Raw genomic sequence first — 25,736 nt, forward strand, 5'->3', positions numbered from 1 at the left:
AAGCAAGTTGCCAATAAATGCATTATTTTAGAATTAATCGCTTCAATTTTTATTGAACTCAGCTTATGGTACATCCATAGTCCTTTTGTTAATATTTTTAATTTAATTTAATTTTAACAGTTATTTTAGTTGGTTTACTTATTTCTAAACTACTAAAATTTCATTTACCTAACTTTATCGAACCATATGTTTTAACTACTAGTAATCTTTATTTTTTGACGCTACTATTCTCGAGCTTTGATATTATCAAGCATACCAACGTAGTCGGTTTTATCCTTTATCTTGTTTTATTATTTTCTATCAATATTCCAGTAGTCTTTTCTGTTAACAGGCTTACTAGTTTATGGACAAGAATTATATATATTGGAGGACTTAGTATTATTCTTCATATAATTCCTCCGGTCTCTTATCCAGGAATGAATTCCGTAGAAAATGTTACTTTTAACTCTGCCAACGGAGTTTTAATGCTCTTGCTTCTAGCTTTAGCGTTGAAAAGCTGGAATTATACTTGGAAGCCCAATTTACCAACTGGTAAAAATAAGCCTTATCAGCTTTTCAGTTATTTAATTGCTTTGTTTTTCATGATTTGGTTTCCATTTTTTACTACGTTCTCCCCGTCTGCTATAAACTGGTTAGAAGTTTTCGGTAATTGGGGATATGCTCTTAGTCAATTAAACTTTGAATTAGTTTACGTTGGATATGCTTTATCTGTTGGTTTAATTGAAGAAGGATTTAGATATGGCTTTATCTTACTTCTTCTCTCTTACTTCAAAACTTATTCTATTGCTAAAGCAGTTATTCTTTCTTCTGCCACATTTGCACTATTACACTTTAACAACCTCTTCTTAGGTTGGAATCTTACGACTGTGACAAAACAAGTTGCTTTTGCATTGCCCTTCAGCTTAGTAATAACAGCAATCTATTTGTACACAGGAAAACTTTATTTTGCAATTGCCATGCATTCCCTGAATGACCTGATTGTATACATGTCACATTATTCGCCCTTGTATCAGGGTTTCTTAAATGATTTTAGTAGTTTAATGCTTCAATCACTTATAAGCATCCTATTCTTCATCTTCTTCATGACCGGCAAACGGCGCCAGGTTATCAAGCAAAATGTTAAAGATATAATGCTTTGAAAAACTAGCCTAATTACAATTAAACAAAAAAATTCAAAAAAGTGCTTGCCAGCCTAACCAAATTTTGATATTATTATTTCTGTTGTGAAAGACAACGGGTGGTTAGCTCAGCTGGCAGAGCAACGGACTCTTAATCCGTGGGTCCAGGGTTCGATCCCCTGACCACCCACTATATAAAAGCTGCACTGCGAGAAGGCGGTGCTTTTTTTATGCCTTGAGACTGGATTTTTTCCAGTCTTTTTTCTTGCACTTGTAGTGACACGGTGTTACTATTTAAATATAAAGATTAATGACATCGTGTCACTTTGATAAGGAGCAATATTTATGAAAGAATTTACAAGAGAAGAATTAGCACAATTTGATGGTCAAAATGGTAACAAGGCTTATGTTGCTGTAAAAGGTGTAGTTTACGATGTTACTGGTAATGCCCACTGGCAAGCTGGTGAACACCACGGCGTTTTAGCTGGTAAAGATGTAACTGAAGCACTCAGCCACTCACCACACGGTGACTCAGTTTTAGCAGGTCTTGAAAAAGTTGGTACTTTAAAAGACTAATTAGCAAAATAAAAGGCTGTCGAAAAAACGACAGTCTTTTTTGTTTTACTAAAAATTGATAACGTACTCAGCTAATTACCGTGCTATAATGCTTTTGTTATAGCAAAGGAGGCCATTATGCACGATCCTGAGACTGTTTTACATTATCTTGATGCTTTACTTGAAGAAAGCAATTTTACTAAGGCGGCTCGAGCTCTATATATTTCTCAGCCTTATTTAACTCAGACAATCAAGCGACTAGAAGAAAAACTGGGGATTAAGTTAATTAATCGAACTGTTCCCTTCACACTAACTGAAGCTGGAACAATCTATTATAAATACCTTGAAAATTCCGTTGCTAGTAAACGGAAACTCCATTCTCAACTAGTTAAATACGAAAACCCAAAATTAGAAGTCATTCGCATTTCAGTTTTAGAGAGTTTGGGCTGTTTTTTGATTCCTACTATCTTGCCTAATTTTTTAAAGAGTCACCCTAATATTAAAGTTCAACTTTCCGAAGTCTCTCCTAGAGCCAGTGAAAATTTACTTTTAGCTGAAGAAGTGGACTGTTACTTAGGGCAAACTCCCAAGGCATTAAGTAAGGGAATAAAGCCATATATTAATGGGAACGAAAAATACTATATTGTAATCCCAGCTAATTCTGAATTTTATCAAGCTGGAAAATTTATTTTAGAGCCGGATGCTTTTGATTTAAAAACTTTGCTCCAGCAACCTTTTCTCCTTTCAAATGGCAGTTCTGCCATCCGACATCAAGTCGATGGACTCTTTCAAAAGTATAAAATTAAACCAAATATTATCTTAGAGAGTCAAAACGTTTTAACAACAACTGGCTTAGCGATTAATGGTATGGGCTTAACTATTTCATCAGCAAGTATTCTAAAGAGATATAAAGAAACGCCACTTAATTTGTTACCAATATCTCCTGATTTACTTTCAATTGAATACTTTATCGCTGTTAAGCAAGGCCGCAAACTAACACCTGGGATTCAAGACTTAATAACTACCTTTTTGAGAAGTGATTTGAGTCCCGAAATTAAGCAAACAAAAAGAACTATTTCCTAGGAAATAGTTCTTTTATTTTCTATCGTTTTTGCTTTGCAAAGTAAATTACTAACCCTAAAACTAAACCGACAACTGCTGGAAGTAACCAACTCATCCCAACACTTGAAAGTGGCAAAGTGTTACGCACACTAATCAAACTTTGAACTAAGCCAGTATTCTTCGCAACCTCCGGCAATGCATTAACAAAGTCTAAAAATGCTGGAATTACCGTGAATACAACGGTAGTAAAGTAAACTACTGGTGACTTCTTAATAATTGGTGTCATAACTGATAACACGATTAACACCATAGAAAGTGGGTATAAAAACATCAAGAATGGTGTTGACCATGCAATGATTTCATTTAACCCAACATTGGCAATTAAGAATGACGCAAAAGCAGATAGTGCCATCCAAACGCGGTAGCTAAGACGTGGAAAATGCTTGTGGAAGTCTTGTCCAAAAGCAGCAACTAAACCAACAGCAGTAGTCAAGCAAGTAACTGTCATCAAAGTAGCTAAAACTGCTTGTCCAACATAGCCTGCATAATGTTGCACAATTTGACTAAAGGCAACACCACCATCAGCACTCATAGTAAACTTACCAAGTGACATCGCACCAATTAAGATTAAAAAGAAGTAGATTAAGGCAACTGCCCCCATTCCCAACACACCAGAACGAGCAGTTACGATAGCAACACTCTTATCTTCTTTTTTACCTAATTGTCTAATAGCTGCTACAACAGTAACCCCAAAGGCTAATCCTGCCAAAGCATCCATGGTATTATATCCTTCTAAAAAGCCATTTAAGAATGCATTACCACTTGTAGCATAAGCACTAGTAGCGTGTCCTGCATTAGCTGATCCTAAAGGATTGACCATTGCAACTAAAAATACCAAGAAGAGTAACCCTAAAAAGATAGGATTTAAGACCTTACCTAATCGATTTAAGATATCTTTTTCATTATATGAAATCCAAAATGCAGCTCCAAAGAACAATGCAGAATAAATTAACAAAGCTAATTGCTGTTGATCTTTTGGAATAAATGGTGCTACCCCAACTGTAAATGAAACAGTTGCCGTTCTTGGAGTTCCAAAGAAAGGCCCAATAGTAGCGTGAATCAAAGCCATAAAGGTCACAGCAAAAGCTGATCCTAATGGTAATCCAATATCATACACTCCATCTGCTCTAGTTAAGGCAATTGCCAAAATTGATAATAATGGTAAAACTACCCCGGTAATTAAAAAGCCAAGTGTAGCAATAAACCAATTATGCCCGGCCATTTGACCTAAATGTAAGGGGAAAATTAGGTTCCCGGCTCCAAAGAATAATGCAAACAACATTGAACTAACAACAAAATAATCTTTTTTTGTTAGCTTACGCTCAACTTTTTTTAGTTCGTCCATTAAACTCACCCTCTTTATAAAATTATATTTTTTAAATTTTGTATTTTTATTTTTTATATTTTATCATATTCATCTAATAATGCTAGCGGCTTTAACTATTGAAATCGTTTACTTGAAAAAATATTTTTTCTTGTGTATGATTAACCTGAATTAAATAAAAATGTTCTTCGGGGCAGGGTGAAATTCCCGACCGGCGGTAAAGTCCGCGACCCACGCAAGTGGTTGAATCCTGATTATAGGTACCGATAGTTAAAGTCTAGATGGGAGAAGATTAATGACACTAGTACAAGCTAGGCTTTTTAGCTAGCTCCAGATTGGTGTTTTTTAACTTTGAATATTATTTTAGCCTCGAGAATTTTCTCGAGGCTTTTTTGATGCAAAAAAAGGATGTGATTTGATGAATACAGACGAACACTTTATGGCCCTTGCACTCACAGAAGCTAGCAAAGGCCGCTATCATACATGGACAAACCCTATGGTTGGTGCTGTCATTGTTAAAGATAACCAAGTCTTAGCATCTGGCTACCACCACCGCTATGGCGATGTCCATGCTGAACGTGATGCTATTACCAAATTAACTCCAGAACAATTATTTAATTCAACTTTATATGTAACACTTGAACCTTGTAATCATACAGGTAAGCAACCGCCATGTAGCGATTTAATCATTGCTAGCAAGATTAAACGAGTCGTAATTAGCCAAATAGATCCACATAGTTTAGTCACTGGCAAAGGGATAAAAAAATTAAAAGCGCATAACATTTCCGTCACTACGGGTGTATTAGCTCAAGAAGCTAAAAAGCTAAACCAGCACTATGCTTACTTTTATGAGCATAACTTGCCTTACGTTACTTTAAAGCAAGCTCTTAGCCTAGATCATAAGTGTAGCTACCCTAACAAGCGAGTTCAAATTACTGGTAATGCAGCTTCTCAAAAAGTTCATCAAGAACGCGCTGATTATCAAGCAATAATGGTTGGTAGTTCAACTGCTTTAATTGATAATCCAACTTTATTAACAAGTATTAAACAAGACCATCCCCCTATTCGACTGGTGCTTGACCGCCGCGGACGCTTATTAAATCAGCAGCTAACATTATTTTCAGATAATCGGGCACCTACTTGGATTTTTACCCAAAATCCAGAATTAGCTAAAACTTCATATCCACTGCACGTTAAAGTATTTCTTTTAGATCAAGGTACTCTAACTGAAGTTTTGCAAATATTAGCTCAAAACCAGGTGCAATCAGTTTACGTTGAAGGAGGCCCAACTCTGATGAAATCTTTTGTTGAAGAAAAGCTAGCTCAAGAGCTCATTACTTACTTTTCACCTACTTTTTTAGGCAGCAATGCTTTAGATGGTTTTGAAATTACTGAAAATCTTAAATTGATACAACCTAATTATCAGGTACTTGATAAAGATATTCGAATTAGTGGGAGGATTGACTATGTTTAGTGGATTAGTTACTGGTAATGCCCAAATTGCCAATATAAAAAAAGATGAACACACTATCACAATGATAATTAAGACTGTTCCAGCTAATTTAAAAGATTTAAAAATTGGTGATTCAATCGCAGTTAACGGTTGCTGCTTAACAGTTGAAAGTTTTACAGAAACAACCTTCACTGTGACGATGATGCCACAAACTTTCAAAAAGACTATTTTTAAAGATTCAAAAATTGGCAATCAAGTTAATATGGAACGGTCCTTGCAACTAAAGAGCCGCTTAGAAGGTCATATTGTAACTGGCCACATTGATGATGTGATTTCCTTAGTCAAAAAGCAACAAAATGAAAACGCAGTTGAGCTATTTTTCCAATTACCCCAAAGACTAATTAATCAAGTTGTTGCTCAAGGCAGTATCGCTATTAATGGCACTAGCTTAACAGTTATGGATATTCATGATGATATTTTTTCTGTTGGTTTAATCCCTCATACGCAAGAAGAAACCAATCTTGCAAAATTAAACGTTGGTGACCAGGTAAATGTCGAAACTGATATCTTAGGTAAATACGTAGCTAAAAATCTAGTAAATTTTCAAGGAGCACAATAGATATGGATGTTAAAAAAATTCAGGCAGCAATTCAGTGGATGAAGCAAGGCGGCCTAGTTATCGTCGCTGATGATGAAGATCGTGAAAGTGAAGGTGACATAATCGGTCTGGGTTCTAAGGTTACTCCACAAAAAATCAATTTTATTACTCAAACAGCCCGTGGCTTGCTTTGCACAAGTATTGGTCGCAGCATTGCCGAAAGACTCAAATTAACTCCAATGGCTCAAAATAATACTGACCCTTATGGAACTGCATTTACAATTAGCGTTGATTATAAAACTACCACAACTGGAATTTCAGCCTTTGATCGCGCAGCCACAATTAAAGCCTTAGCTGATCCAACTACCAAGGCTGAAGATTTTTTCAGACCTGGTCATACCTTCCCTTTGGTTGCTAAAGATGGTGGCGTCTTAGACCGCAATGGTCACACAGAAGCTTCAATTACTCTAGCACGTTTAGCTGGTGAAGCCGAAGTTGCTTATATTTGCGAAGTAATGGATGGCGATGGTCATATGGCGCGTCGTCCCCGACTAAAGGAAATTGCCCAAGAATATCATTTACCATTTTTAACAATTGCAGAATTACAAGAATATGTTAAAAGTCCTGTAAGTAAAAAGAATGAATTCGTTAATTTACCAACTGCATATGGAGATTTCAAAATTAAGGCCTACTCTGGTGAAAACTTGGCCTTAGTTAAAGGCCCAATCGATCCTAATAAGCCGATATTGGTTCGGTTACATTCTGAATGTATGACTGGCGACGTTTTTGGTTCAAAGCGCTGCGATTGCGGCGAACAGCTCCATGAAGCAATGAGAAAAATCGATTCTGAAGGTGGTGTTTTAATTTATTTAAGACAAGAAGGGCGCGGAATTGGACTAACTAACAAACTGAAGGCTTATGCCCTTCAAGACCAGGGTCATGACACTTATGAAGCTAATGAGATTTTAGGTTTTAAACCTGATGAAAGAAAATACGAGATTGCTAAGGAAATTTTGACAGATTTAGGTATTAGTAAAATCCGTTTATTAACCAATAATCCCGATAAGGTTACCCAACTAACAAAATATGGTATTGAAGTAACTGAGCGAATTCCACTGGAAATACCGGCAAATAAGATAAATAAATTTTATTTACAAACTAAACGAGACAAATTTCATCATCTAATTATGGGAAACTAAATAGTACATAGGAGAGAATTAATGATTAAACAAGGTAATTTTATAAATGTTCATGGTAAAGTTGCAATTGTCGCCTCTCAGTTCAATGAAACTGTTACTAAAAATTTAGTAGATGGAGCAACAGCTACTCTCAAAAAATTTGGCATAAAAAATGAAGATATTGATATTTATTGGGTTCCTGGCGCATTTGAAATAGGCTTTACCGCCAAAAAAGTCCTTGAAACCAACCAATATACTGGAATTATGACCCTAGGCGCTGTTATTAAAGGTGAAACTGATCACTATGCTATGATTATTAACAATGTAACCTCAGCAATTATGCAATTAAATTTAGAAGGCAAAATTCCAATTACTTTTGGGATGCTAACTACTGAAAATATTGAACAAGCTTTGCAAAGAGCCGGCTTAAAAGCTGGTAACGAAGGAAGTTCAACTGCTCAAAGCTTACTTGAAATGATGAGTTTAAATGAGCAATTGATTATTAAAAAATAAGTAGTTATTTAAAACGCTTACATTGCAAAATGTGCTAGTTATGTGTTTTGTTTCACAAGAAATCATGTATAATAAAGGTATCCGATTGTTATATATGGAGGTACAACATGACTAAGATTTTTGCTTATGCAATTCGTAAAGATGAAGAACCATTCCTTAACGAATGGAAAGAAGCCCACAAGGATGTTGAAGTTGATTACACTGATCAATTATTAACTCCTGAAACTGCAAAACTTGCTAAGGGTGCAGATGGTGTTGTTGTTTACCAACAATTAGACTACACTGCAGAAACTTTACAAGCATTAGCTGATGCTGGCGTTACTAAGATGTCATTACGTAACGTTGGTGTTGATAACATTGACATGGATAAGGCTAAGGAACTTGGCTTTGAAATTACTAACGTTCCTGTTTACTCACCAAACGCTATCGCTGAACACGCAGCAATTCAAGCAGCTCGTGTATTACGTCAAGACAAGGTAACTGACTTGAAGATGGCTAAGCGTGACTTACGTTGGGCACCAAACATCGGTCGTGAAGTTCGTGACCAAGTTGTTGGTGTTGTAGGTACTGGTCACATTGGTCAAGTATTTATGAAGATTATGGAAGGCTTCGGCGCAAAGGTTATTGCTTTCGATATCTTCCACAACCCTGAACTTGAAAAGAAGGGTTACTACGTAGACAGTCTTGACGAATTATACAAGAAGGCTGACGTAATCTCACTTCACGTACCTGACGTTCCTGCTAACGTTCACATGATTAACGACGACTCAATCAAAGAAATGAAAGATGGCGTTGTTATCGTAAACGTATCACGTGGTCCACTTGTTGATACTGATGCTATCATCCGTGGTCTTGACTCAGGTAAGGTATTTGGTTTTGTAATGGATACTTACGAAGGTGAAGTTGGTGTATTTAACGAAGACTGGAAGGGTAAGGAATTCCCAGATGCACGTTTAGCAGACTTAATTGACCGTCCAAACGTATTGGTAACTCCTCACACTGCTTTCTACACTACTCACGCAGTACGTAACATGGTTGTTAAGGCATTTGACAACAACTACGCTATGGTTGAAGGTAAAGAACCTGAAACTCCAGTTAAGTTAGGTTAATTTAACTAATTATTTCAAATAACAAAAAAGAGGCTTCGGCCTCTTTTTTCTTTTGCTTAATATTTCTTTTTAAAATCTTGCTGCATCAACTTCACAAATTGTGGGTAATTATCAACTTCAAATAAAGGATGCAAATTCAAAGTGTTTTTGCGGTGGTGATGGTTATACCAAACACTATCAAAGCCGTAACGCTCTGCACCTAAGATATCTGACTGCAGTCCATCTCCAAAAAATAATGTCTTATCTGGACTAATCCCAGATCTACTAAAGAAATAATCAAAAATTCGCTCATCTGGCTTTTGATACCCTGCTTCTTCTGAAGTCACAATTAAGTCAAAATAATCATAGATGCCTGCTAATTTTAAGCGATGAGTCTGCATAAATTGCTCACCATTACTTAAAACTGCCAACTTATACCCTTCACTCTTAGCAAAGCGCAAGGTATCTTCAACACCTGGCAATAATTGATGGGCTTCACCAAAGTATGAGCGATACTCATCCATCGTCTTTTGACCATCAACATCAATGTCCAAGTTTTCTTTTAAAAAGACTCGAAAACATCGCTCACTTAATTCTTGATAAGTTAACTCCCCTTGCTCTAGCTTGCGCCACAAGCCTTGGTTATAAGCATGATATTGCCGTCTCAAATTATTGGAGAGTGGCCAGTTGTGGGCGTTAAATAAGCTTTGCAAGGCGAAACTTTCAGTTGATGCTAAACTAATCAAAGTATCATCAACATCAAATATAAGTTGTTGATAGCGCATAGATTTATCTCCTCTATCTCAAAAGTTGGGAATATTTATTATAACACGCTTTTTCAAAAAAGGTAGATAGTTTCACGTGTAACATTTTTATAAAAGCTGTTCTGCTTTTAGTTTTTCTAATCCTTCAGCATACGCTCTCATACCTAGGTCCTTAATCATTGCAATGGCACTATCACACTTAGTTAAATACTTTTTATCACTTAAATTTTGATACCTAATAGCATTTTCAAGAAAATAAATACAGCATTTATAGAAAAATAACTCCGGATTAGTTGGAATTTGATCTGCTGCTTCAATAAAAAAGTCAGCTAACCCTGGCTTTTTATTTTCAATAACTAAAATTAGCATATTAGCAATAATTGATAATAAAACTCTCTGAATATCGGTATCATTATCATTTTTGTGTTGTTTAATTATTTGCTTTGAAATAGCTAGATTGCTTTCTATATCATAAAAATCCATAAAGTTACAATACAATGCCATACTATTTTTATTAAAACTAGGACTACTAAATACTTGCTCCTTTAGTTTTTGCCTCAACTTTTCATCATGAGGCTCATCTAGCTTTTTCGTTGATTCAAGCCAGCCTCTTACGATTAATTTTTGTTCTTGTTTATCTTTTTCTGACAAATTGCTTTCATTAATTAGATCTATAATCTTCGTGAATTTTTCTTTATCAGCTGCATAATATGCATTAATCATCAAATTACCCAAATCAGCAAGTTCTTGCTTATGTAAACTGTCAGTGTGATTCAAACGACTTAAAAATTCCCAAAGAGGAATATTGTTGTAATGTAATAAATTAATTAGATCTTCAGCTGTTATTCGATTTGCGTTTTTTTCAACCTTCGAATAATAAGATTGACTTACTACCTCTCCTGCAAACTCTTTCTGACTTTTTCCTTGTCTTATCCGATATTCTTTTAACAGATCACCGATTTGCATAAAATGTCACCTACTTTTTTATTCAAATGTGACTAAATCTCTAAGCTTAATTATAAGTCCGATAAGATGAAATCAGAACTAAACAGCTTAGGGAGGTAAATCATGAACGTTTTTTTAAAGAATAAATCTTATCGCTATTTTTCAATTGCTAGTTTTCTTTCTGGAACTGGTGACATCCTATTTTATATGGCTTTGATGACTTATGCCAGCAAGTTAAAGAACTACTCACTAGCACTTTCTTTGATTGCAATTTCAGAATCTTTACCAAAACTACTAGAGGTTTTTGCTGGATACTTAGCTGATAGAACGCCAAAGAAATTCAAGAACATCTTTTTAACAGCACTTATAAGATTCGTTTTATACAGCTTAGTTGGAGTTTTATTTGTAAGTAAAATATCTGATTGGACACTAGTTTTAATTGTAATTGTGATTAATCTAATATCAGATACTTTTGGCTCGTACGCTAGTGGACTAGTTGTACCATTAATTGTCAATTTAGTTGGTGAAGAAGAATTTGGTGAAGCTGAGGGCTTTACCAGTGGTGTATCACAGGTTATTGGAATCTCAGCCCAGTTTCTAGGTTCTGGACTACTACTTTTTATGTCTTATTCAAATTTAGCCTTTCTTAACGCACTTACCTTCTTATTTGCCGGTCTACTTTACGCTAGTGTTGGACGAAAATATCAAAATAGTAACCAAGTAATTGAAAATCAAGATATTAACCAGGACAAATTTGTGGCTACACTAATATCTTCATACAACCAAGTTAAAAAACAACCTGGCTTATTAACAATCGTCTTAATAGTTGCTCTTATTAATGGCGCATTAAGTGCCCTACAATCCTTAATTCCAATAGTGATGGTCGCGTATAAAAAGACAATGATAATATCAAATTATAGTTTTACTATTGCGATTATTGGAATTGTTGTAAGTGGTGGTTTCGCTATTGGCAGTATTTTGGGGCCACAATTATTCAAAAAAGCTACTGTGTTTTCAATTGTCGTTACAGCTATCATTCTTAGTATCGTTACTACAATAGCTGCTTTTATTGCAAATATTTATATTATTTTACCGGCTTACTTCATGCTAGCTGCAACTGCTAGTTTGGCTTCAATCAAGCTATCACAATGGTTAGTTACAGCAGTCAATCAAAGAATATTGGCTTCAAGTATGGGCTTATTAAATACAATCTTGATGGTAATGGCACCAACTATGACTACAATTTTTACGACAATTTCTGGGAGCACTAATTTTATTATTTCAATGTCAGGCTTAGCAATTGTCGAAATTATTATCTTAGCTCTTGCAATTAAGTTAAATATAAAAGTTAGGAAAGTAGCTAAACGGTATTAAAATACTTCTCACATTCTGTTTCACGTGTAACAAAAAAGAGGCATCATCTGATGCCTCTTTCGTATTATCCAAAATTGAATTCTCTGAATTTATTTTGCTAAAGCTGAGTTTCCACTGTTTAGCATAAGAGTTAAGCCGAATAAAACGACCGCCATAATTAAAGCAAAAACTCCAAATAAGCTAACAGTTGGAATTGACATAGTCATAAACCAGCCAATTAAGTTCAAGACTAAACCAGCAATGTCGCCAGTTAAATTATCCATATCCTTAGTTGCAACGTATGCAATACCTGCAACTAAGAAGATAATTCCTGCAATCATAGCATTAGTTGCTAGATGTGCAGTTACAGCTTGAAATAGCATGTAAAGTGACATAAACACCATTACAATACCAGCAAAAAATTTTGTATTTTTCATGTTTTTACCTCCGAGAGAAATATATCTTTCTCACAGAAATTATTATACCCAAATAAGTATTGCTATTCAATACTTATTTTGAATACTATTTAATTTTATTTTTGTCTAGTTATTAGCTGCTAGCTTACGGTAAAATTCTGCCTTAGTTGTTTGAATGTATGGAACAAGCCATAGCCAGCCAATACCTAAAGCAAGTGTTGCTAAAATTCCCCAGCCGATAAAACTTAAATCTAAAACAAATAATTGGAACTTATGTCCCTTCATCATTTGACGAGATTTAGTAATGGCTTCAGTTACACCTACTTCTTTTCCAGCCTTATGCATATCTTCTAAGATGTAAAAAGTCATTGCATATGAATATGATTTTACAATCCCAGGAATGATGAATAGTAAAGACCATAATCCAGTGAAGATGGAAGTTAATAAAACATTGACGAAGTAGTTATAAGTTCTGCCACCTCTGAAGGCTAAAAAGATATTTTTGAAAACATTATTTTCTTTTTTATCATCTACTAAATGTAAATAACCAATCTGAACTCCCTTATCAAACATACCAGTAATAAGTGAAATACCAAATGATAGCAAGTAAATAAAACCTGCAAAACTTACAAATAAGGAAATTACAAAGCCAGGATCCTCTGTCAAAACACGTTCTGCCATCATAAAGCCAAAAATACCAGCGGAACCAAACATGAGAAACATAATTCCTCTGCTGACCAAATAGGCAATTAGCATAAGCATTAATGACATTAGAGCTCCCCAAGCCCAATTGTTGTGTAGTTTTTCTTTAGCATTAAATTTTAATTCTGAGCGTTTCATAATTGAACCTCCGTATTAGTCTCCTATTACACTTTAAGTATATAAAAAAATCGTTGCACTTGCAACGATTTTGATTTGAATCTAAAAATTAGCTTGGTCTGGATCTAAGGCTGAGTTGCCTTTTCCTTCTAAGCCATCAAGTAACTTCATTTCATCCGCAGATAATGAAAAATCAAAGACTTGACCATTGGCTTTAATATATTCTTCGTGAACTGACTTAGGTAGTGGTAAAAAGCCATGTTCCAAACTCCAGCGAATTAAAATTTGGGCAGGACTCTTGCCATGTTCTTGAGCTAACTTATTAACAAGTTCATTACCTAATAAATCTCCTGTTCCAAGTGGAGAATAGGCTTCACTTAAAATTTGATACTTATCATTTTCTTTACGAACATCTGACTCTAAGTCACTAGGATTTAAGTAAATTTGGTTAACAGCTGGAATTACATCCGCATTTTCTAATAAGGCATCTAAATGATGCTTTCTAAAATTAGATACCCCAATTGCACGAATCTTGCCGGCTTTTTGGGCTTCTTCCATAGCTTGCCAGCTTTCACTATTCAATTCAGCCCAATTATCACGCATAGCAACTGGATTAGGCCAGTGAATCAAATAAAGATCTAAGTAATCTAGCCCTAGCTTCATTAAGCTAGTATCAATTGCTTTTTTAGTATTTTCATAGCCATGATCAGAATTCCAAAGCTTAGTAGTAACAAAAAGTTCATCACGTCTAATGCCACTTTTCTTAATTGCGCGGCCAACACTTTCTTCGTTACCATAGGCAGCCGCAGTATCAATATGACGATAACCACTATTCAAAGCCGCTAAAACTGACTTTTCCGCAACTTCACCATCAGGAGTTTGCCAAGTACCAAAGCCAACAACAGGAATTTTTACACCGTTATTCAAAGTGTAAGTATCATTTAATCCTCTTAAAGCCATAATTTGCCTCACTTTCGTTATTTAGTTATGTGTAATTATATCATCATACTTACTTTTCACAAGTGAAAAGCATTTGATACATGTCACTAGTTAGTGGCGTTTGTAAAAGCAAGTCCATGCCAACTGTGGCTTTTTGCTTAGGACCAATCTTTTCTTCTTGCGCATGCATAATCTTAGCCTCTCCCAGATAGAAAAACTCGCGACTAGCTGCGTCACTCTTTTTGACAAATAAGTGCAATTTAACTTTGCCACTTAATAAGCGCTGAACTTCGTCTGAATCTAAATGTCGCGGTGAACGAGTATACCAATGCAAACTACGTCCATCAGAAAAGTCATTTTGGTAAATACTACTGCGCTTTTCTTCAGTTTTATTATAAATAATAAAAATCGGACAATCCTTTTCCCCTACTCGGTAGCCATACATCGGTGCGCTAACATCTAGTGGCCAATTAAGTAAATGGCAGGCATCTTTGCGATCATAAGGCTGATACAAAGTAAATTCCTGGCTGTTATCAAAAGCTTGATTTAGAGCTAATCCCGTCTTAATTAGATCAGTAAATAAGGTCTTAAAATCAACATCTTCAAGAGCTTTTTTAATCTCTGGACTAAAAGTAAAGTCAAACAAGTTCAAACGCTCAATTAATGCAGTATTACCATATTGGGCTTTTTTGGTAGTTTTACCAGCTTTAACATCAAAGAAATCTAGCATCAAGAAGTTTTGAACAGAAGCTAATAGATCACGGCTGCAATAAGCATGATGCTGCTTTAACTCAGTTTCAAATTGCTCACTAGTGACTTTTTCATGCTTCAATAATAGGTGCAGAAGTAATAACTCATGAATTCTTTTCCCGGGTAATAATTCTTTGGTTAAAAAGCTCAAGACTTGGCTTTCAAATTGTGTAAGAGTAAGCTCTTCACCCATTTTCTTCAAAAAAGTAGCATACGAAGCAAGACTTGTATTTTGAGCAAAAACGAGCGGAGAAACTGAACCAAAGCGATAGAAATCATAAAGTAATGGTCGCTTGCCTAATTTATCTTTTAGTTCATGATAGGCTTCTCTAAGTTGTTTTAAGCCATCAAGCTTGATTTTAGCTAAAGATGCTAAAATTCTCTCGCTAGCAATACGACTGAAATTAATCGTTGACAATCCAACAAATGACGGGAGTTGTGCTTCACGCTTAGCGCGATCAATTGAAGCTGACCGATCACCAGTTAAAGCCAATGGAATTAAATAGTTGTTTTGATAGTTACCAATGAAGTCAATCACTGTAACATAGTCCTTATCAGGATACTTTCTTAAGCCGCGCCCTAGTTGCTGGATAAAGACAATACTAGATTGCGTATTTCGCAACATAATAACTTGATTTAGACAAGGAATATCAATACCCTCATTAAACAAATCAACGGTAATAATGTATTCAATTCTTCCCTCTTCTAAGTCATTAACTGCTTGCTGGCGTTCAGACTCGGTATTTTCATTAGTTAAACTAATTGCCTGATGTCCGCGCTTACTAAATTCCTGAGCCAATTCTTTTGCTTCTGCTTGTCGACTGCAAAAGACTAAGCCATGAACAGTCTGACCGCAATAACCGTAGTAATCAATTTCTTTAAGTAAATAATCAACCCGCTTGCTAGCTGTTAAATAAGCTAAATTCGTTGTTTCATCAATACTTTGTCCATTAACTTCGTAGTCTTCAATTCCAACATAGTGAAATGGCGTTAACATTCCTTCTTCAAGGGCATTTTGCAGACGAATTTCATAAGCTAAGTTGTAATCAAAAATTTCAAAAACATTTTCTTTATCCATTCGCTCAGGCGTTGCTGTCATACCGAGTAAAAACTTAGGTTCTAAATAATTCAAGATCCGTTGATATGAAGGTGCAGCTGTACGGTGGGCTTCATCAATTAAAACAAAATCAAATTCAGCTGGATCAAGGCTCTTTAATAAGTCTTCCTGACTTAAAGTCTGAATTGTTGCAAATAAGTATTTAGCATCGTAATCATGATGGTTTCCCGAAAGAAGACCATAATCACTCTTGCGCCCACCAATTACTTTTTGAAAACTAGACATAGCCTTTTTAGCAATTTGAGCCCGGTGCACAAGATACAAAAAGCGGTTTGGTTGATATTTCTTGACCACAAATGCTGCTAGATACGTCTTCCCTGTCCCTGTAGCAGAAACAACTAAGGCTCGCTTTTGGCCTTGATTAATGATGTTAAACAAATTCTTGATTGCTTCTTTTTGCATCAAATTAGGCTTTATTTCCTGGGTAATAATAGGGGTTTGGGCTTGAGGCTTTACCCAAGTTTGAGCATATTCATCAATCCACTCAGCAGTTAAAGGAGTCGATGTTTGACTTAAGTCAGCCAATTCAGCTTGCAGCTGCTGGGTTAAACTAGCATTTTGGTTTGAGCTAACCTTCAAACACCATTCACTATTAGCCAGCATTGCTGAGCGAGTGAAGTTAGCTGAACCAATAATAGCTGTTTGATAATCCCCATGATTGAATAAATAGCCCTTAGCATGAAAGCCTGGTTTATTACTGATTTTTACCGTTAAGTTTGGAATTTTCATTAATTCAGTAAAAACTTTAGGGCTGTTAAATTGCAGATATGAGCCTGTAATGATCGTTCCTGAGATCTTAGTATCTGCTAATACTTGCTTTAGTGGAACCAGCATGTCTTCACTAATAAAGGCAACTGCCCAAGTAAAAGAGTTAGCAGTTATGAGTTCTTGACGCAAGCTGAGCCAGATTTTTTCATTGCTATTAGATAAAAGTTGGGGCGTTAAATCGACCTGCCCTGGATATTTTGTATCATACAACCCATTTAAAATCGCATCTTTTAAAACTTTATCCATAAATCCTCTCCAAAAACAAAAGGCATCGATTGCGATGCCTTTGTCTATATTAAATCTTACTTTTTGATTAGAAGATAATCTGCAGGAACCCATTGCTTATCAGTTCCCAAACGATACATTAAACGTCCATTGATTGTCTTTTTAGCGAATACTTTCCAATTACTATCAGTATTAATAAAGTTTCCACTATAGCGTCCTTGGCCATCTAATAACGCTATCTTCCAATTTCTATTATTATTAATAACTTTTGCATAGGCAATTCCATCAAATTTTGTCTCATCCATTATAACAGAAGGAGCTTCAAAATAATCAGCTGGTGCCCATTGCTCATCTGTACCTAAACGATACATTAAACGTCCATTGATAATCTTCTTAGCAAATACTTTCCAGTTACTATTAGTTGAAATGTATTTACCAGTATAGTGCCCATCTTTGTCCAATAAGGCTATCTTCCAATCTTTATTGTTATTAATAATCTTAGAATGTACGGTACCAGTTAATGGAATCTCAGATTCAGATTGACTAGGTTCAAAATTAGAAACATAATCTGCAGCAATCCATTGCTTATCTGTACCAATTTGGTAATAAGTTTTACCATCAATTTCTTTCTTGGCAATCACTTTCCAATTGCTATTAGCTTTAATAGATTGCCCTGATTTCTTTCCATTTCCATCTACTAAGTCAATCTTGTAATTTGAATCGCCATTAACAGCAGGAACATGAAGTACGCCTGAAAGTTTCTCAATAGTACCTTCCTGCTTATTACTATTTTCTTTGTTATCCTTGCCACTTGGAACTACTGGCGTATATGGAACTACAGGTTTCTTTTCAAATTCAAAGTTTGTATCTTTTTGTTGGTGGTCTACTAGACCTTGGTATGCAGTTTTAGCCTCTTTAATTAATTCATTAATTTCCTCAGGTGTATGTAAAAATGCAAATTCTGGAGTTACATCTAAAGTTTGAGATTTAATAAAGTTAGTTATTACATCATATTTATCTCTATATTCCTTTTCAGCATGAGCATAGATATAGGTCCTTTTTACATTACCTGAAGAATCACCTAGTTCCCTAAGTACATATATATTTTGGGGATTGTAATAAAAGTTCTTATACTCTCCTTCTTTACCATTAAAATCAATTGGTATTAAAGTATACTTTTCTCCCTCAACTAACTTGGTATCCGAGAAATTAATTTCATTTTGACCATTCCCATAATCAAGGGTATCAATAACTTTACCTTTAGAATCTAAAACTTTTATTTGCTTGGTATTATTACTATAAATATCAATAAAATGACTAGGAAGTCCACTAAAACCAGTTATTTTTGCCATGCTAGTATCTTTTTCTTTATTTCCTAAATCTGCATAGGCTTTATTAATTTGATCTATTAAGGATTTCTTTTCATCGGGAGATACCAGGCTATCATCATCAATTTTTGAATCTAATTCATAAAGAAGTTTATCAATATTCTCTTTCTTATCATTCGGAGCATCTATATATAATGGGGTAGATCTTAATTCGCTTAAACGATTTCTGAGTTTTGATAATTCCCTACTCCAATCCTTATAAATCTGAACTGGATTACCTTTTTCTCCATTCTTGTTATATGGTACCAAGATTAACTCATTAATGTCATTTATCCCCTTAATTTTATTAATAGGAATACTATCTGGAATATAAGGAGCACTCATAAACTCAACTTTATAAGTTAACAATAACTTGTTATCAGTAGACCAAACTTCTATCTTCTCTAAGTTAAAGCTTCCACTATAAGTTAGTCTTGAATATTTATCCCAACTTGCCCAATTGATAAAAATTTGGTTTTCACCCATTTTCTTATTATATTCATCATATCGTCTTTTATATTCAGATACTAAAGCATCAAAATTTGATTGGGAAATAAAAACATTATTTTTATAACTATCTATATTAGATTTTAATTGCTGCAAATCAGATATGTCTACAAGTGGTTGTCCTAATTTATATTTAGAATCAAGTTCCTTCAAAGAGTCCAAATCTTTATAGTAGAAGGATTTTTCTTCACTCTTCTCGCCATTATCCGCTGTATATACGAAATAATACTTTCCATATTTATTTAGTTTAAATTTATAAGATTGTAAATACTTATCTGAACTTTTATCTGGTGTAATAACTTTAACTCTTCGATGTTGTGCATCTAAAATTTCTATTTTCTTGGAGAATATTGCCGATATTTCAAAATCTTTATTTAAACTATCAAAATAAACATTATGTACTTTACTTAGATTTTCTCTTGAAGCTAATTTATCTATTTCTGCGAAAAATTCCTTTAAAATATTTTCAATTTCATCATTACTGTATGTTACTGGTTGATAAGCTAAATTAGTTGCCACTATTTTTTCAGCCAAATCGGCTAATATAGGGGATTTTTCCTTATAAGTAACAGTATTTAATCCCATAGAATTTATCAGTCCTACAGCAGTTCCTAATGACTTATTATAATTAGAACTTTGTGGAGTTACCTCAACATAGTTTCCCTTTTCCCCTTTTACCGAAACTGGAATTATAACAAGTTTCTTATATTGTGAAAGATCAACATTAGACTTAAACACATTAGTATTAGCTGTCTTATCTCCATCAACAGTAAATTCAGTAATTTTATCACCATAAACATCATAAACTAAGAAATTCTTAGCAAATACAGAATCTACTTTTAAAGTCCAACCATTATAATATTTATATACTCCAGCATTTATAATACTTGCTTTTTTCGCTGGTTCTTTATTAGAAGCTTCTAATTGTTCATAAAGTTGATCAGCTGATTTTTCTAGATCTGAAGACATACTCTCGCTAAAATATTCTTCCTTATTAGTTTCAACAAGTCTATTAACTGTATTCTGCATATCTTCTATTAAAGGTTCATCAGCATTTGGATATTGTTTATGATAATCAATGGCAGTATATTTTCTTACATATTCTTCTAATTTATTAACTTTTTCTCGTTGACTTTCAAATGCATTATACATTTTATCAATAACAGGCTTTATATTCTGAAATCTATGTATGTTGAAAGTATGATTATGCTTCATATCATACAACTCTTGAATATATCCAATAAATTCATTCACATTGTACTGGTTAGCTTTAGGATATATTTTTTTGTAATCCTTACCATAATACTTATTTAAATATGTGGTTATTTCATCTTGTGCTACTTTATCATCTTTCAATTCACCATAATACAAGCTTGCATCAATAATTAAGTTTTTCATATCTTGATAATTAATTTTTGATTGCTTAGATAAGTCATATAGCTTATTTCCTGTATCTTTTAGTTTTTGTATAACTTGAAGATTTCCGTCAGGAAATTCTTTATCCAAATCAATATTATGATACTTATCTACATATTGCGGTAACTGTTGGATTTCAACTTCTTCACTCTTCAGCCTATTATAAGTACTATCAAGTTCTTGCTTATATTTTTCAAACTTTTCCTTATTAAAAGAAGAGTTTTCTTTCATATCGTTTAAGAAAGATCCATCTAAACTAAATGTTAACAAATCGAACCCACTTGCATTAGGAAATTCCTTTGAAAAATCAACGTTATAATACTTTTTAATATAAGCATCTAACTCTGCTTTTTGTTCTGGAGTTGGTTCTTCCTTTGTTGTTCCAGTAATATTATTTACTTTAACTTCATTATTCGTATTAACTTCACTAGCGCTTGCTACGGTGCTAAACCCCATAATTGAAAATACACCTATAACGACAGATACAGCGCCAATAGTTAGCTTTCTAATCGCGAAATGGGAGATTTTTTCATTTCCTTTATTCATCATCTTATTCCTCCATAATAGCTAATAATCTATATACTCCTACATATTAAATTTTACATTTCTGCTATTATGGAGACAAGATACTTAATTTTTCCAAAAACAAAAGGCATCGATTGCGATGCCTTATTTTTATAACTCGATTTCTAAGACAATTGGACAGTGGTCCGCACGCTCACCAGTATCCATCATTTCGGACTTCTTAATCTTATCCGCAATTCGGTTACTTGTTAGCCAATAATCAATTCTCCAGCCTGAATTATTAGCTTTGGCTGTTCTAATTCTTTGTGCCCACCATGAATAAACTTCTGGAATATTGCCATGAATCTTACGAAAACTATCGGTAAAGCCAGCTGCAAGCAGTTCAGTAAAATCAGCTCTTTCTTCATCAGTAAAACCGGCTGAATGGTGGTTGTTTTCTGGGTGCTTCAAGTCAATTTCTTCATGCGCTACGTTGTAGTCTCCACTAGCTAAAACAGGCTTTTGTGCATCAAGTTCTTGTAAGTATTCAATGTATTTTTTATCCCAACCTTGGCGGTCGCTAAGACGCTTCAATTCACCACCAGCATTTGGTGTGTAGACTTGAGTAACAAAGTATTCTGGGAATTCTAAGGTAATAATCCGGCCTTCAAAGTCCATCGTATCAGGGGCCCCAATCTTAGGATATGATACTTCTGGCTTTAAAGACTTTTTGTATAAGTACATTGTCCCAGCGTAACCTTTTCTGGCTGGTTCTTCAGATGACCGCCACACATAATCATAATCAGGAAACATGTCTTGTAAAATTTCAGCATGTTTTTTAGTTGGGCCAGTTGCTCGTAATTTTGTTTCTTGAATTGCTAAGATATCTGGTTCTTTTTCTGCAATTTCCGTCAAAACTTGTCTAGTCTTTTGCGCACGAGCTGAGTCACTAGTTAGTGCAGCATTAAGTGAATCAATATTCCATGAAATTAAAAGCATTGAAAAATCTCCCTTTTTTCGTCTTATTTTTATTATAACGAATCTAGCTTTAATTGGGAGAAAAAAGCTTAGTCTAAGTTCTTAAAGGCCTGATCTAAATCGGCAATAATGTCCTCTTTATCTTCAATTCCCACTGACAGTCTAATTAAGCCATCACTAATGCTATTCTTTAATCTTATTTCCCGGGGAATAGCCCCATGAGTCATTACTGCAGGCACTTCAATCAAGCTTTCAATTCCACCTAAACTTTCTGCTAAAGAAATCATCCGTAGCTTATTAACAAAATCGGCAGCTTGATATTCATCAGCTAATTCAAAAGAAATCATAGCACCAAAGCCCTTCATTTGCTTTTTAGCTATTTCAAAACTTGGATTAGTCTTTAACCCTGGATAAAGCACCTTTTTGACGTATTTACTTTGCAAAAGATAAGCAATCACTGCTTGCGCATTTTCTTCGTGGATTCGCATTCTAGCACCTAATGTCTTAATCCCACGCATTAATAACCATGAATCATCAGGAGATAAGACAGAACCAATAGAATTTTGTAAAAAGGCCAATTTCTCTGCAATCTTTTCATCTTTAGCCACAGCAATTCCAGCCACTAAATCTGAATGACCACCAAGATATTTAGTTCCTGAATGAACCACGATATCTGCACCTAACTCAAGAGGTTTTTGGTTGTATGGACTTGCGAAGGTATTATCAACAATCATTAACATATTATTTTCTTGAGCAATTTTAGCAATTGCAGCTAAGTCTGATACTTCAAGTAGAGGATTAGTAGGCGTTTCTAAATAAATTGCTTTCACACCTGGCTTAATGGCTGCCAAAACCTCATCAAGCTTACGCGTATCAACTACTGTAAATTTTAAGCCAAAACGTTTCATCACTTGGTTAGCTAACCGGAAAGTTCCACCATAGACGTCTTTACCAATGATAATCTCATCGCCTGCTGAAAAGAGTGAAAAGACTGCGTGAATTGCCGCTGAACCTGAACTAAAAGCAAAGGCTGCTGTTCCATTTTCTAAATCTGCCATTAAGCTTTCTAGAGCAGCGCGCGTAGGATTACCTGATCTTGAATATTCCCACTTCAAATTGCTGCTTAAAAAAGGCTTATGATAAGTTGATGCTCGATATACTGGAATTGACACTGCTCCCGTTGCTTCATCTTCACTAATTCCACCATGAATCAACTTACTATTAAACTTCATCTTGTAACCTCCTGAGAATAAAAAAAAGACGCCAATTCAATCATTGAATTAGCGTCATAGATAAATATTGCTTACTTTTTGCTTAAATTAGTTTCGGGGTATGCCAAAAAGTGGAGCACATCATCTGTGACGCTCCACTACAACAAATATTAGCATTGATAAACGTTAAATTATTCATCGTTTGGCTCTCCTAAATATTTTATGCTCATCAGTTTACACTTACCAAAAAGAAGTGTCAACTATCATTTGCTTAAAACTACTGATTATCTTGTATAAATATTAAGTTTCACATGAAACTCGTTAACTTAAAAAATTGCTACAAGTCCCAAGAAGACTGCAATAATCACAAATAAAATCAGCATTAACTTAGCTATCCATTTCCACCAAATTGTTACGTTGATATGAGCAATAGCTAAAGCTCCCATTACGATTCCACTTGTTGGAGTAACTAAGTTAACCCAGCCTGATCCTGCTTGAAAAGCAGTTACAACCAAACTAGTTGAAACGTGTGCAAATTGTGCTAGCGGACCAATAATATTCATGGTGGCAGCTGCTAAGCCTGAAGTTGAAGGAATCAAAAATGACATCAAAATATAGAAGATAAAGGTCAAAATTATAAATATACTTTGTGATAAGCCATGTAAGGTTTGTTCACCCCAGTGCAAAATCGTACCAGTAATTAAACCATTATTCATCACAATTTGTAATCCACGTGCAGTTGCTACAATCATAGCAACACTGATAAAGTCCCCCATACCAGTTAAAAATGCATTTACGAAGTCTTCTTCCTTCATGCCATATACAAACATAATTACAATCGACATGAACAAGAAGAGCGTAGTAATTTCACTGAAATACCATTGACCCAATGGCACAATATTATGGCCTAAGATTAAGTTTAAAACCGGAGTATGGTTCAATTTTTGGGTAAATTGTTCAAAGAATGTGAAATGTGGATTAATTGAAGTCCAAGGAATCAAGCCGATAATCATGAAAACAAAACTTAAGGCGAAAACAATCAAAACCCGTTTTTGCTTTTTATCCAACTCCAGCTGACTTTTGGTCATTTGATTGATTTCGAATTCTTCAATATCAGCTTCTCGGCGATTGTAAGTTAATGACTTCTTTGGATCTTTTTGAACTTTTTCAGCATAGCGATAAACATAAATAATCCCAGCTGCTACGGTCAAAACAAATAAAATAAGTCTTGGAAACAAACCGTCTCCTGGAGAAATCCCCAAACTTTGTGAAGCCACTCCAGTCGCAAATGGATTAACAGTTGATGCTAAACAACCAATTTGAGAGCCAACGATTCCAATCGCTACAGCAGTCAAAGTGTCAAAGCCACAAGCCATCATTACCGGAATAAGTAAGGGATAAAAAGCAATAGTTTCTTCACCCATACCATAAGTGGTACCGCCTAAAGCAAATAAAAACATCAAAATGGGAATTAAAAATTTCTCACGACCTTGATATTTCTTAACAATCGAACTAATTCCTGCATCAAGTGCCTTAGTCCGATTCACTACCCCTAAAAAGCCACCAATCATCAAAATGAATAGTGAAACTGAAATTGCCCCTTCAGTCTTCTTGTCACCAACCATTCCAAGAACTGGTGCCATCAAGATATCCCATAAGCCTTGAGAATTACCTTTAACATGATGATAAGTACCTGCTACAATCTTACCAGCGCTGTTAACATCGTATTTTCCGGCTGGAATAAACCAAGTACAAATTGCTATCAATGTTATTAAAATAAACAAAATGGTAAAAGCTGACGGCATTTTTAAACGTTTCTTTTTAGTCATTGCCCTTTTTCAGCTTGCTAAAAAAATAGCAAAGCCTATCTTTAACCTCTTTTCCTACTAAATTGATATTAGTTAGTTCATGTATACGTACAAAAGCAGGAACATAAAGATTACCCTTGGTCTTAGGTCCATCATGCCATGCTGGCGCTTCAATAGTATCAGTTTCAGTATAAAAGTAATAATTTTCTGCTTCTGTAGTAAAAGCTTCCTCAAATCGATTCAACTTCAAGTTTAATTTTTCAGAACATATTCTCTTTGCGGCAGTTTTGGGAGCTTCATTAGGATTAAGTTGAATGCTTGGAACAACCCAATAATCTTTTTCATTTTCTAAACGATGTACTAATAAGATGGCATCAAATTGAGGATTATAAACTATTAGTCCTGTTCTTTTCATCGGCTATCCTTCTTATGAAACTTGATAAACTAACTTCATCTTTATAGTAGCGAACTTTAAAAATAATTAAAAGCAATACTTTGTTAATTATTTAACTTTTCCTGGGAAATAAAAAAGCCCCCGACTTATGTCGGGGATTATTAATAATTATTCAAAAAAATTCGGTTCTATAATTTTTCCTGTTGATAGTTTATTTGAGTTAAACTGTTAACAGGTTTTTTATTGCAAAAAAGAGGCCATAGCCCCTCTACTTACAATAAAATTCAACACGACTCAAATTTTAATAGATTGAAGGTTTTTCTATGTCCTCTTACAATGATTGTATTAAATTTTCGCTCGATATCCAAGACCCTAATATCACTTTTAATGCTCATTTCTTTAAATTAATTAACGGTATTAAGTATAAGGTCTTTCAAGCTACTCTTATTCAGCCTGCTTGTCCTTTTTGCAGTTCTGTTAATCTGATTCATAATGGTCATCTTCAG

At 34.7% G+C, this 25,736-nt stretch carries 21 protein-coding genes, 1 tRNA gene, 1 pseudogene and 1 riboswitch; of the genes and pseudogenes, 11 read left to right on the forward strand and 12 right to left on the reverse strand.

Features of this window, described 5'->3' with window-relative positions:
* The first annotated feature begins 416 nt into the window (after positions 1–416).
* The 4 genes from H628_RS0103870 to H628_RS0103885 all read left to right on the forward strand — a co-directional run bounded on the left by H628_RS0103870 (position 417) and on the right by H628_RS0103885 (position 2,756).
* Positions 417–1,139, forward strand: coding sequence for a CPBP family intramembrane glutamic endopeptidase (locus H628_RS0103870; RefSeq protein ID WP_155825162.1), 723 nt, complete (start codon positions 417–419; stop codon positions 1,137–1,139).
* A 96-nt stretch (positions 1,140–1,235) separates the two neighbouring features.
* Positions 1,236–1,308: transfer RNA gene (locus H628_RS0103875), tRNA-Lys, on the forward strand.
* Between the two features lie 155 nt (positions 1,309–1,463).
* Positions 1,464–1,694, forward strand: coding sequence for a cytochrome b5 domain-containing protein (locus tag H628_RS0103880; protein ID WP_027825289.1), 231 nt, complete (start codon positions 1,464–1,466; stop codon positions 1,692–1,694).
* A gap of 117 nt (positions 1,695–1,811) precedes the next feature.
* Complete coding sequence (locus tag H628_RS0103885; protein ID WP_027825290.1) at positions 1,812–2,756, forward strand: LysR family transcriptional regulator; 945 nt, start codon at positions 1,812–1,814, stop codon at positions 2,754–2,756.
* A 19-nt stretch (positions 2,757–2,775) separates the two neighbouring features.
* On the opposite strand, the gene brnQ is transcribed toward H628_RS0103885, so the two are convergent.
* Entirely contained in the window at positions 2,776–4,140 is a 1,365-nt protein-coding gene (gene brnQ, locus H628_RS0103890) for a branched-chain amino acid transport system II carrier protein (RefSeq protein ID WP_027825291.1), read from the reverse strand.
* A gap of 159 nt (positions 4,141–4,299) precedes the next feature.
* A riboswitch (FMN riboswitch) is annotated at positions 4,300–4,416 on the forward strand.
* 118 nt (positions 4,417–4,534) lie between these two features.
* Between brnQ and ribD the strand changes: the two genes are divergently transcribed.
* The 5 genes from ribD to H628_RS0103915 all read left to right on the forward strand — a co-directional run bounded on the left by ribD (position 4,535) and on the right by H628_RS0103915 (position 8,970).
* Positions 4,535–5,593, forward strand: coding sequence for a bifunctional diaminohydroxyphosphoribosylaminopyrimidine deaminase/5-amino-6-(5-phosphoribosylamino)uracil reductase RibD (ribD, locus tag H628_RS0103895; protein ID WP_027825292.1), 1,059 nt, complete (start codon positions 4,535–4,537; stop codon positions 5,591–5,593).
* A complete protein-coding gene (locus H628_RS0103900; RefSeq protein ID WP_027825293.1) occupies positions 5,586–6,191 on the forward strand; it encodes a riboflavin synthase in 606 nt (201 codons plus the stop codon). The genes ribD and H628_RS0103900 overlap by 8 nt, the downstream gene beginning before the upstream one ends.
* A 2-nt stretch (positions 6,192–6,193) precedes the next feature.
* Positions 6,194–7,369 (forward strand): bifunctional 3,4-dihydroxy-2-butanone-4-phosphate synthase/GTP cyclohydrolase II, encoded by a 1,176-nt coding sequence (locus H628_RS0103905; RefSeq protein ID WP_027825294.1) that lies wholly within the window; start codon positions 6,194–6,196, stop codon positions 7,367–7,369.
* A gap of 21 nt (positions 7,370–7,390) precedes the next feature.
* Positions 7,391–7,861, forward strand: a complete 471-nt coding sequence (gene ribH / locus H628_RS0103910) for a 6,7-dimethyl-8-ribityllumazine synthase (RefSeq protein ID WP_027825295.1) — start codon at positions 7,391–7,393, stop codon at positions 7,859–7,861.
* Positions 7,862–7,968: 107 nt separating this feature from the next.
* Complete coding sequence (locus H628_RS0103915; RefSeq protein WP_027825296.1) at positions 7,969–8,970, forward strand: D-2-hydroxyacid dehydrogenase; 1,002 nt, start codon at positions 7,969–7,971, stop codon at positions 8,968–8,970.
* A gap of 56 nt (positions 8,971–9,026) precedes the next feature.
* Here the strand turns inward: H628_RS0103915 and H628_RS0103920 are convergent, their stop codons facing one another.
* Positions 9,027–9,734 (reverse strand): YjjG family noncanonical pyrimidine nucleotidase, encoded by a 708-nt coding sequence (locus H628_RS0103920; protein ID WP_027825297.1) that lies wholly within the window; start codon positions 9,732–9,734, stop codon positions 9,027–9,029.
* Between the two features lie 87 nt (positions 9,735–9,821).
* On the reverse strand, positions 9,822–10,679 hold the full coding sequence (locus H628_RS0103925; protein ID WP_027825298.1) for a helix-turn-helix domain-containing protein: 858 nt from the start codon (positions 10,677–10,679) through the stop codon (positions 9,822–9,824).
* A 102-nt stretch (positions 10,680–10,781) separates the two neighbouring features.
* On the opposite strand from H628_RS0103925, the gene H628_RS0103930 reads away from it, so the two are divergent.
* Positions 10,782–12,032 carry an MFS transporter gene (locus tag H628_RS0103930; RefSeq protein WP_027825299.1) on the forward strand — a complete coding sequence of 417 codons (1,251 nt, stop codon included), beginning with the start codon at positions 10,782–10,784 and terminating at the stop codon, positions 12,030–12,032.
* Between the two features lie 89 nt (positions 12,033–12,121).
* Here the strand turns inward: H628_RS0103930 and H628_RS0103935 are convergent, their stop codons facing one another.
* From H628_RS0103935 to H628_RS0103975, 9 genes are all read right to left on the reverse strand, one after another.
* The gene (locus H628_RS0103935; protein WP_027825300.1) at positions 12,122–12,448 is read right to left on the reverse strand and encodes a hypothetical protein; all 327 of its coding nucleotides are present in this window, start codon (positions 12,446–12,448) and stop codon (positions 12,122–12,124) included.
* Between the two features lie 105 nt (positions 12,449–12,553).
* The gene (locus H628_RS0103940; RefSeq protein WP_027825301.1) at positions 12,554–13,267 is read right to left on the reverse strand and encodes a DUF975 family protein; all 714 of its coding nucleotides are present in this window, start codon (positions 13,265–13,267) and stop codon (positions 12,554–12,556) included.
* Between the two features lie 81 nt (positions 13,268–13,348).
* On the reverse strand, positions 13,349–14,206 hold the full coding sequence (locus tag H628_RS0103945) for an aldo/keto reductase (RefSeq protein WP_027825302.1): 858 nt from the start codon (positions 14,204–14,206) through the stop codon (positions 13,349–13,351).
* 49 nt (positions 14,207–14,255) lie between these two features.
* On the reverse strand, positions 14,256–17,066 hold the full coding sequence (locus H628_RS0103950) for a DUF3427 domain-containing protein (RefSeq protein ID WP_027825303.1): 2,811 nt from the start codon (positions 17,064–17,066) through the stop codon (positions 14,256–14,258).
* Positions 17,067–17,122: 56 nt separating this feature from the next.
* Complete coding sequence (locus H628_RS07545) at positions 17,123–20,884, reverse strand: YSIRK-type signal peptide-containing protein (RefSeq protein ID WP_081662450.1); 3,762 nt, start codon at positions 20,882–20,884, stop codon at positions 17,123–17,125.
* Positions 20,885–21,010: 126 nt separating this feature from the next.
* Positions 21,011–21,838: an exodeoxyribonuclease III gene (locus tag H628_RS0103960; protein ID WP_027825305.1), complete on the reverse strand. Its 828-nt coding sequence runs from the start codon at positions 21,836–21,838 to the stop codon at positions 21,011–21,013.
* Between the two features lie 68 nt (positions 21,839–21,906).
* Positions 21,907–23,049 (reverse strand): trans-sulfuration enzyme family protein, encoded by a 1,143-nt coding sequence (locus H628_RS0103965; protein WP_027825306.1) that lies wholly within the window; start codon positions 23,047–23,049, stop codon positions 21,907–21,909.
* A 305-nt stretch (positions 23,050–23,354) separates the two neighbouring features.
* The gene (locus H628_RS0103970; protein ID WP_027825307.1) at positions 23,355–24,857 is read right to left on the reverse strand and encodes a YfcC family protein; all 1,503 of its coding nucleotides are present in this window, start codon (positions 24,855–24,857) and stop codon (positions 23,355–23,357) included.
* Positions 24,850–25,251 carry an NUDIX hydrolase gene (locus H628_RS0103975; protein ID WP_027825308.1) on the reverse strand — a complete coding sequence of 134 codons (402 nt, stop codon included), beginning with the start codon at positions 25,249–25,251 and terminating at the stop codon, positions 24,850–24,852. Before H628_RS0103975 ends, H628_RS0103970 begins: the two co-directional genes overlap by 8 nt.
* A 302-nt stretch (positions 25,252–25,553) precedes the next feature.
* On the opposite strand from H628_RS0103975, the pseudogene H628_RS07985 reads away from it, so the two are divergent.
* Positions 25,554–25,736: pseudogene (locus H628_RS07985) on the forward strand (ISL3 family transposase); the annotation flags it as partial.

Origin of the sequence: Lactobacillus psittaci DSM 15354 (assembly GCF_000425905.1) — a bacterium.
Taxonomy (GTDB): domain Bacteria; phylum Bacillota; class Bacilli; order Lactobacillales; family Lactobacillaceae; genus Lactobacillus; species Lactobacillus psittaci.